Source organism: Clostridium psychrophilum (assembly GCF_018861705.1).
Classification (GTDB): domain Bacteria; phylum Bacillota; class Clostridia; order Clostridiales; family Clostridiaceae; genus Clostridium_AD; species Clostridium_AD psychrophilum.
In genome coordinates, this window is sequence record NZ_JAHLEC010000121.1 from 1 (window position 1) to 9,540 (window position 9,540).

Below are 9,540 nucleotides of genomic sequence, written 5' to 3' on the forward strand. Positions count from 1 at the left end.
TTAATCATCTCATATTTCTCTTGAATTTTCCACCTAATTTTCATCTAAAATGTTATCTAAAATGTTATCCACAGCGGTTTCCGCAAGCTGTTTCCTATATAATAAAAAAAGAAACATTTTACCTGGCCGTTCACTTCTACAAGTTGATTTTTGAAGCTTCCAAACATAGCTTAACTAGCTAATCTTATTATTTATCATAGTATCATAATAAGTACTTGTTGGTTTTATTCAAATCAAAAAAGTGCTGTATCGACGATATTGATATGAACGTCAGGTACAGCACTTACAATATTATAGCATAATATTTTAATTTATGTAATATTCTAATTTAAAAAATAAAATTAAGGTATTGCATAAATTCTATAGAAAACAAAATAGATTTTGCTGATATTGGGATAAAACCATTAATTAGCTTTTTTCAAATATTTCTTGAAATTCAACTGCTTCAAGCTTTTCTTTTATTAAAAGTTCTTCAGCAACAGCATTAAGTTTGCTCCTATTATCAGTTAGAAGTCTCAAAGCTTTTGCATATGCAACATCTATAAGTTTTTTTACTTCTTGATCTATTTTATGTGCAGTTTCTTCACTATATTTTCTATCTTTGCCCATATCTCTTCCAAGGAATACTTCGTCACTCCCTGAGCCGAAAGTAATTGGTCCAAGATTATCACTCATTCCATAGTCCATTACCATTTGTCTTGCTATTCCTGTTGCTCTCTCAATATCATTACTAGCACCAGTACTTATATCACCAATAACTAGTTTCTCAGCAACTCTACCACCAAGTAGTCCCACAATTTCTTCTTCAAGTCTTGACCTTGACATATATGATCTGTCGTCTTCTGGAAGACTCATAGTGTATCCACCGGCCCTTCCTCTTGGAACTATACTTATCTGATGAACAGGATCAGTATTTGGTAATAAATTCATTACAATTGCATGGCCAGATTCATGATATGCGGTAAGTCTTCTATCCTCGTCGTTAACCACTCTACTTTTCTTTTCAGGTCCAGCCATTATTCTTGTAGCCGATTCCTCAAGTTCTTCCATTCCAATAAGTTTTTTATCTTTTCTCACAGTTAAAAGTGCCGATTCATTCATTAAGTTTTCAATATCTGCACCAGTGAACCCAGGTGTCCTTTTAGCAAGTACGCCAAAATTAACTTCCGGTGCAAGAGGTTTATTTTTAGAATGAACTGCTAGGATTTCCTCTCTACCTTTTCTATCTGGCACTCCAACGAGTATTTGTCTGTCAAATCTACCTGGTCTTAATAGTGCTGGATCAAGTACATCCGGTCTATTGGTAGCTGCAATCATTATTATTCCTTCATTTTCTCCAAAACCATCCATCTCAACTAATAGTTGGTTTAATGTTTGTTCTCTCTCATCATTTCCTCCACCAACGCCTGCACCTCTTTGTCTACCAACAGCGTCAATTTCATCTATGAAAATTATACAAGGTGAATTCTTTTTTGCTTGTTCAAATAAATCTCTTACTCTTGATGCTCCGACACCTACAAACATTTCTACAAAATCTGAACCTGAGATGCTGAAAAATGGAACTCCAGCTTCTCCAGATATTGCTCTTGCAAGTAGTGTTTTACCAGTTCCTGGGGGTCCTATTAATAAAACTCCTTTTGGTATACGAGCACCCATCTCTAGATATACTTTGGGTTGTTTTAGAAAATCAACAATTTCTGCAAGTTCGGCTTTTTCTTCATCTGCTCCTGCAACATCATCAAAACTAACTTTTTTCGCATTAGGATCAACAAGTTTTGCTTTGCTTTTTCCAAACTTCATTGCACCTCCGCTTCCGCCGGCACCCTTGGATTGCTTCATAAACATAAACACAAATCCTACAAGCAATAATATGAATACTGAATTGGACAAAACTTCCAGCCACATTAAACTATTTGATGGTTTTTCGTATGTTTCCACAACAGCTGGATTCTTTGGGTGCTCTTGAATAAACTGAAATAATCTAGCTGATGGAACAACCGTATTATATGTAGTTCCATTTTTTAAAGTTCCCGAAACTGACATCTCATCGTCTTTAACCATAAAGCTTTTTATAGTATTATTTTTCCAATCATTTTGAAATTGATTAAAATTAATACTTGTTGTTGTAGTCTTATCTGTTTTAAAAAACATAGTTGATGCAATAATAACAAAAACTATGGCCCAAACAGCGAAACTTGTACTCTTTTTCATAGGGTATACACCTTTCTTTCTCAATATATTATAAAATATTCAGTTTATATTTTCAATAGTTTATTTTACTTTGTAGAGAATAGCCTACCATACCTACACTCATATGTACATAAGTTTAATTTTTTATCTATAATATTAGTAAAAAAAGCACCAACTACTATGTCAGTGCTCGTATAAAAACTCAATGTTGCTTACCCTAGAATTCGCAGTTCAAATTCCTTATTACAAATAGGACATTTAACTGTATGTTTTCCCCTTACTCGCTTCAAACGAAGCATCTTCTTGCAATGTGGACATTTGCGAAAACGATGTGTTTTAATTTCTTTTATTCTGCGAAGCTGCAAAGCTCCTGACCCTTTAATAGGTTTCCAAATCTTCATAAACTTTTCATTTTCCATTTTTCTTTTGTAAACATTTCGAGATAATGTTCTGAAAATAAGCCAAATGAAAATAGCAAACATTAAAGTGCTAATAATAGAAGAACTGATAAAAACATTAGCAACTACCAAAACAAAATATGTCGCAATCAAAGCAAAATACAATTGATCTGTACCATATCTACCATACATAAAATGCATTAACTTATTTTTAAAATTTCCCATTCTACTCACTCCTTCTTAATAGTTTTATCATCAACACCCACAGAACAATTTTGCAAAACAAATAGCTAAACATATCTTGTTTAAACTGATTGTTGGCATGCCAAAGTCCTGACTCCGCTGCTCATACACACGTCCACCAGTTTGTATTTGATTTAATAATCTTTGATATTCAAGATTATTAGGTTCCATTTGCACAGCTGTTTTTGCATGATTTAATGTTGTTATTTTGTTGCCTAAACCAGAATTTACAATTGCGCTGTAATAATACCACTTTGCATTTCTAGTTGTTATATCTTCTAGCACATTGAGTGCTTCATTAAAATATCCAGCATCCAAATAGCTTTTAACTGAATCAAATTCTGAATATTCATGTCTTTGATTCTGACCACCACTGAAAGAACCAAATCCTTCAAAAGGATTGAAATCTTTAAATGGATTCTCTCCTTCATAAGAATTGTTCCCATTATCGTATGAACTTTGGTCATTGTAACCTCCACCATTACTATTTTGAGTAGTTTTTCCTTTTTTTATCTCTTCATAAGCAGCATTAATCTCACTCATTTTTCTTGTGGCATCAATGTCTCCTTGATTCAAATCCGGATGGTATTTTTTTGCTAGTTTGCGATAAGCTTTAGTAATTTCTTCCTTGGAATCAGTTGAAGATACACCAAGCACCTCGTAAGGATCAGATATCATTATTTGTGCACCCCCTTTTTCTTCTTTCTTTCTGCTTCATACTTTGTCCAAACGCCTGAATATAGGATATTTTCAATCAATCCCTTGTCTTGATTAATTGACAACTTTTTATAATTTTCGATACAATCAGCCATAAGCAGATTTAAAATATCATGAAAATTTTCGGATGATGACGCAATCATTGGATTATAGCGTTCATTTATTATATCAGACTTTAGATCCATACAACCATCCATTATATAAATAAACTTGCCAAGCGATGTTCCAAATGCTCGCAATTTCTCCTCATATTCATCTTCCCTTAAAACAAAAATTTCACCCATTAGTTTTCCAAAGCAATTTGCGGGAACATCTGGATTTAATTCTCCTGATTTTTCAATTTCATAAAGCTCACAAAGGCTCTTTCTAATTGAAGTACATTGATTGGGATATTGTGCTTCAATGCTCTTATATTGACGTTCAAACAGTTTTGCTGCGCCAAGGGACAATACATTTTTATCATCTGCCCAATCATCAAGAAAATTGTAATAGGCAAGTACTACATTCATGTCAGCGGCATACTCTGTGATTTCATTTAGACAATATTCATGTGGCTTCAAAGGATGGATGATGCAACTCTGCGTTTGTATTATGTTATCATTCTTATAAAGTGCAGAAAGAAACAAGACAAGAAAAGTCATGTCATAAGTAAGGGTGAACCGGCTTATTATTCCGCGTCGAGTTCCTAGAGTCTTACATAACCCGCAATAAAATGCTTTATATCGCTTCTTTTCGTCTATTGTTAACTTCTCCGTATTCACCACTACATATCCAAACATACTATTCACCTGCCTTATTTATATTCTTCTCCATCAACTTTTACTTTTCATTATCATCATGTGGAACTTTCTGCTCCATTGATTCTATCACTTTGGCTAACTCATTAGAAGCTTCAACCAACAACGAATTATCTTTGGTCTTTAATAATTTTTTAGTGCTTTTAACAGATTCTTTAAGCACTGCAGTATCATTTTTATCAAGCTTTTTCATAATCACTGATGCCTGATAAATCAATTGCTGTGCACGATCCTTTATTGTGGCTTCTTCTTTATTTTTTGCATCTTCGGCAGAGAACTGCTTTGCATCAAGAATAGCTTGATCAATTTCTGATTGACTAAGGTTTGATGTAGCCGTAATATTTATGTTCTGCTCTTTTCCAGTTCCAAGGTCTTTTGCAGATACATTGACAATACCGTTTGTATCAATACTAAATGATACCTCAATCTGTGGAACACCTCTTGGTGCACGTCGAATACCTTTTAGTTTAAATTTACCTAATGTTTTATTGTGGGATGCCATTTCACGCTCACCCTGCAAAACATGAATTTCAACAGATGTTTGAAAATTACCACTTGTGGTAAAAACTTGACTCTTTTTTATTGGAAGCGTTGTGTTACGATCAATAATTCTCGAAAAAACTCCGCCCATAGTTTCAATTCCTAGGGAAAGTGGTGTTACATCCAAAAGTAACAATCCTTTTACAACACCTATAAGAACCCCGCCCTGAAATGCAGCCCCCATTGCAACACATTCATCGGGATTAATACCTTTAAACGGTTCTTTGCCTATGAACTTTTTCACGCTCTCTTGCACTGCTGGAATACGACTAGACCCTCCAACAAGTAGAATCTTGCTAATTTCCGAGATATCAATACCAGAATCACGTATTGCCTGGTGCATCGGATCCATTGTGCCCTCTACTAGTTTTACTGTAAGTTCATCAAATTTTGCCCTTGTCAATGTAATATTCATATGTACTGGCCCTGACTTAATTGAAGCAATAAAAGGAAGATTGACCACAGTTGATTGTCCACCGCTCAATTCGACTTTTGCTATTTCTGCAGCTTCTTTTACACGTTGCATAGCAGTAGGGTCTTTTGTAAGATTAATATGGTTTTCTTTTTTAAATTCGCTTGCAAGATAATCAACCACGCATTTGTCAAAATCGTCACCGCCTAAACGATTATTTCCTGCAGTAGCAAGTACTTCAATAACTCCATTATTGATATCAAGAATAGATACATCAAATGTTCCCCCTCCAAAATCGTACACCATGACTTTTTGAGGTGTTTCTTTATCTACACCATAAGCAACTGCCGCAGCGGTTGGCTCGTTAATGATTCGCTGTACATTTAAGCCAGCAATTTTACCAGCATCTTTAGTTGCCTGCCTTTGTGCGTCTGTGAAATATGCAGGTACAGTAATCACAGCGTCACTTACAGTCTCGCCCAGGTAACTTTCTGCATCAGCTTTAAGCTTTTGTAAAATCATTGCAGAAAGTTCTTGTGGTGAATATTTTTTACCATCAATATTAACTCTATAGTCGCTACCCATTTCACGCTTGATGGAGCTTATCGTACGCTCATGATTAGTAACTATCTGATGCTTTGCAGGCTCACCTATCAAACGTTCACCTGTTTTAGAAAATGCAACTATAGATGGAGTTGTACGACCACCCTCTGCATTATTAATTATGACAGCCTCTCCACCTTCCATTACTGCCACACAAGAATTTGTTGTACCTAAATCAATACCTATTACTTTTGACATAATATCCACTCCTTTATATTAAAATTGTTTAATTTTATTTTACTCAGATTACCTATAAATTATTATCAACATTTATGATAATAATTTTAAACAAGGTAATACCTGTTACATCTGCATAAAAACTAACAATAAATATTCGACATTAAAAACAAGAAAAATACCACACGTTAAATTAATGAAATCGAAATCAGTTTGTACTTGATTTCCATCATATATAGCGTAGCACCACTTTAAGTTACAAAAATAAGTATACTTCTCATTATACCACTACTTCCAATAATGAAGTGATGAATGAGTTATTCCGTTATATTCTAAATGCCTCACATACATGGCTTTCTGAAGAGAACTCACAATACTTACATTGCCTACTATATAGTTCAATATTAAAATCTAAACTAAAATCATAATTATCCAATCGGCGTATTAACTCCATAATTTTCTCCTCATTAATTTTATGAATGCTTTCTGAATAATTAAGGGTAATGATATCATCTTTATATTGTGGTTGCCAAAATTTCATACTTATATTTTCAAGTGGTATATTCTTATCAAATATTTTCAGCGACCTTTCCCCTAATAAATACATATAAACAATAGCCTGCATTCTTTTGCTTACTTCCTTGTAATCTAGTTTTCTATTCTCCGTTTTCCAGTCCCATATTTCTATTTTGTTATTTGGCTTAATAATTATCAAATCATACTTTGCTTGAATTCTAATATTATCTTTTTTCATTCTGATTTCATATTCTGGCAAATATATATTTTTATCTGAAATAGTAAAATTTTCTCGAAGTGACTTAGTCCACTTGAGTAACTCAGTATTGCTATCATCTATAACAACAGGAATATATGAAAAGTATCTTTGACAAATAAGATGAAAATCAAGTCCTATATTCATATTCTCATAATAATCCTCATCATTTATTGAATCTTTTTTCCATCTGATATTATCCAAATATTTTATTTTGAATTTTAAAGGACATTTATCAAAAGTATTTAAAAGATTTTGGCTATAATAGACATGATTTAATTTTCTAATGTCTAACATTTAAAGCACCCCTTTGCCTATTTATGTAATCGCGAAGAACATAAAAATACTTTGATGGTTTATCTTCATTCCATCTTCCTTCATTAGATTGTATTGACATTAAAATCAAATATTCTTTAGCCCTTGTTATTCCTACATATAAAAGCCTTATTTTTTCATTTATGATTTGTATTTTAGCTTCTTTTAATGGGTCTTCACAAATATTATCACCTAAAATTTTAGCAATTTGGGCTTTGCAACGAACTATTGGGTTTTTAAATTCATCTTTCAAATAATAATAATCTTTAAATTTATCGGTTGTAATATATGGGTATTGATAAGCTGTAATATTTAATATTAACACACAATCCCATTCTAACCCCTTAGCTTTATGACAAGTAGCTACTGTTATTCTATCAGGGGATGGTTCATATCCTTGTAAATCATATATTATACCTGAGATATAATCTAATAAACTATTTTTCCCATCTAACAATTGCTCCGCTACATCTCTCATTGAAAATTCACTATTATCTTTGGATTCGTACCTAACATATGATGCTACTGCCTCTGCCATTGCCCTATTTTCGAGACTAAAATTCAAAACATCACTAATATACAAAATTAGTGTATCAAAATGTGTTTGAGGATATTCAAGTATAGTTCTAATTAAACCCATAGAATTTATAAATTTTTTGTATACCTTAGATTTTAATATTTCTCCTGGAATATCCATCTCATTTATATTACCTAGACTTGGATACAAAAGCTTTTCAACATCATAATTTTCAATAAAATCGAACAATTTTTCACTTTCTTCATTATGCTCCTCGCAAAACACATTCTTAATTAAATCTTTAAATATAAGACTATCTTGTGGATTTGAAATAAATTGAAGTATATATCCCAAAGTATTAGTGACTTTAATTTTTTTATTCGATTTATTTGATAGCTCATCACATTCAATATTATAACTTCTCAGAATATCTGCTATTTCTCTAACTTGATTATTAAAAGGAACTAATATTGCACAAGTCTTACTAGGAAATTTTTCTTTGAATTTTATAGCAACGTGAGCAGCTTTTTTTATTTCCTCTTCCTTTGAGTTACTCAGCATAGTACTTATACCATAGTTATTATCTTGTCCCATTTCAACTTTATCATCAGTACATTTGATTTTTTGATTTACTAATGCAGTTCTACACTTTTCTTCTTCATGATAATTATTTGTAAACTTGACTAATTCATTTGCTAAATCAATAATATGGTTTGTACTTCGACCCGCCATGAACATTTGAAATGTATTATCTGCATTACCACAAAACGCTCTAAAAAATTTAGGATCAGATGCTGTAAAAGTTCCTGTTATACTCTGATTAACATCTCCAACTCTTACTAAATTGCCACTTTTCTCAGAAATCAAGCTCAATATTTTCCCTTGAATTAAATTAGAATCTTGGCATTCGTCCTCAAAAACAAAAGTATATTTTTTTTGTAACTTTTCTCTAACTGTGTCATCAGTTTTTAAAAGTTTATACGCAAGAATCAGCAAATCATTGTAATCTATATATCCCTCTGTTTTTAGAATTTTAGTGTAAGAATTATAAATTTCAGATATATAAACTAAAATACTATTTTTATCTAATAATTTTAAATCTTCTTTTAATTTTTCAGGAGAAATGTCATTTATCTTTAATTCACCAATAATTGTATCCGCTGTTATAAAAAAATCATTCCACCACTTATCTTGTTTCTGAGCGTACTTATTTAATGCTTTATCGGATATCATTTTCTTAAATATAGCCTCTCCACCTTGTCTACGCCAATGTGAAATGCAATTATTTAAATATAAACTTTTATTAACATCATCCAATATTTTAAATTCCTCGTTAACGCCCATTACATCTGGTCTATCTTTTAAAATTTTCAACGCTAAACTATGAATAGTCATGACATCATAATCGTTTATTGCCATTATCCCTTTATTTTGTAACACCATAGAAATTCTTTGTTTAAAGTTGTTAACTGCACTATTCATAAAAGTTACTATAAGTATTTTACCAGGTTTATGGACTTTATCTTTTATAAGTTCACAAACTAGATTGCATATTATAAAAGTTTTTCCAGCTCCCGGAACTGCTGGCACTGCCATGGTTCCTCCTCGGTATTTTATTATAGGCAATTGATCATCCCTATAGGTTATTTTTTTATCTTCCTTACTCATCGTCTCCGTCGCTGTACTCATCGTCTCCGTCGCTGTACTCATCGTCTCCGTCGCTGTACTCATCGTCTCCGTCGCTGTACTTGTTGATTTACACTTTATCTTATCCTAACATTTACAAATTAATTTATCCATTCAAATAACTAAACTGCACATTCATTTATCCAATCTACAAAATAATTTAACCAGACTTT

7 protein-coding genes are annotated in these 9,540 nt (G+C 32.4%); all 7 read right to left on the reverse strand.

Annotated features, from left to right (window positions below; translation table 11 throughout):
- Positions 1-408 precede the first annotated feature (408 nt).
- Positions 409-2,211: an ATP-dependent zinc metalloprotease FtsH gene (ftsH, locus tag KPL38_RS16590; RefSeq protein ID WP_216290260.1), complete on the reverse strand. Its 1,803-nt coding sequence runs from the start codon at positions 2,209-2,211 to the stop codon at positions 409-411.
- Between the two features lie 191 nt (positions 2,212-2,402).
- A complete protein-coding gene (locus KPL38_RS16595) occupies positions 2,403-2,813 on the reverse strand; it encodes a hypothetical protein (RefSeq protein WP_216290261.1) in 411 nt (136 codons plus the stop codon).
- 30 nt (positions 2,814-2,843) lie between these two features.
- A complete protein-coding gene (locus KPL38_RS20110; RefSeq protein WP_281419364.1) occupies positions 2,844-3,509 on the reverse strand; it encodes a J domain-containing protein in 666 nt (221 codons plus the stop codon).
- Complete coding sequence (locus KPL38_RS16605; protein WP_216290264.1) at positions 3,509-4,327, reverse strand: DUF5685 family protein; 819 nt, start codon at positions 4,325-4,327, stop codon at positions 3,509-3,511. Before KPL38_RS16605 ends, KPL38_RS20110 begins: the two co-directional genes overlap by 1 nt.
- A gap of 40 nt (positions 4,328-4,367) precedes the next feature.
- On the reverse strand, positions 4,368-6,098 hold the full coding sequence (dnaK, locus tag KPL38_RS16610) for a molecular chaperone DnaK (protein WP_216290262.1): 1,731 nt from the start codon (positions 6,096-6,098) through the stop codon (positions 4,368-4,370).
- 304 nt (positions 6,099-6,402) lie between these two features.
- The gene (locus KPL38_RS16615) at positions 6,403-7,146 is read right to left on the reverse strand and encodes a PD-(D/E)XK nuclease family protein (RefSeq protein ID WP_246578010.1); all 744 of its coding nucleotides are present in this window, start codon (positions 7,144-7,146) and stop codon (positions 6,403-6,405) included.
- Positions 7,133-9,412, reverse strand: a complete 2,280-nt coding sequence (locus KPL38_RS19780) for an ATP-dependent helicase (protein WP_246578011.1) — start codon at positions 9,410-9,412, stop codon at positions 7,133-7,135. Before KPL38_RS19780 ends, KPL38_RS16615 begins: the two co-directional genes overlap by 14 nt.
- Positions 9,413-9,540 lie beyond the last annotated feature (128 nt).

Excerpts from the sequence above, each read along its gene's own strand:
- ftsH (WP_216290260.1), bottom strand. The coding sequence starts at position 2,211 with ATGAAAAAGAGTACAAGTTTCGCTGTTTGGGCCATAGTTTTTGTTATT.
- KPL38_RS16595 (WP_216290261.1), bottom strand. The coding sequence starts at position 2,813 with ATGGGAAATTTTAAAAATAAGTTAATGCATTTTATGTATGGTAGATAT.
- KPL38_RS20110 (WP_281419364.1), bottom strand. The coding sequence starts at position 3,509 with ATGATATCTGATCCTTACGAGGTGCTTGGTGTATCTTCAACTGATTCC.
- KPL38_RS16605 (WP_216290264.1), bottom strand. The coding sequence starts at position 4,327 with ATGTTTGGATATGTAGTGGTGAATACGGAGAAGTTAACAATAGACGAA.
- dnaK (WP_216290262.1), bottom strand. The coding sequence starts at position 6,098 with ATGTCAAAAGTAATAGGTATTGATTTAGGTACAACAAATTCTTGTGTG.
- KPL38_RS16615 (WP_246578010.1), bottom strand. The coding sequence starts at position 7,146 with ATGTTAGACATTAGAAAATTAAATCATGTCTATTATAGCCAAAATCTT.
- KPL38_RS19780 (WP_246578011.1), bottom strand. The coding sequence starts at position 9,412 with ATGAGTACAGCGACGGAGACGATGAGTACAGCGACGGAGACGATGAGT.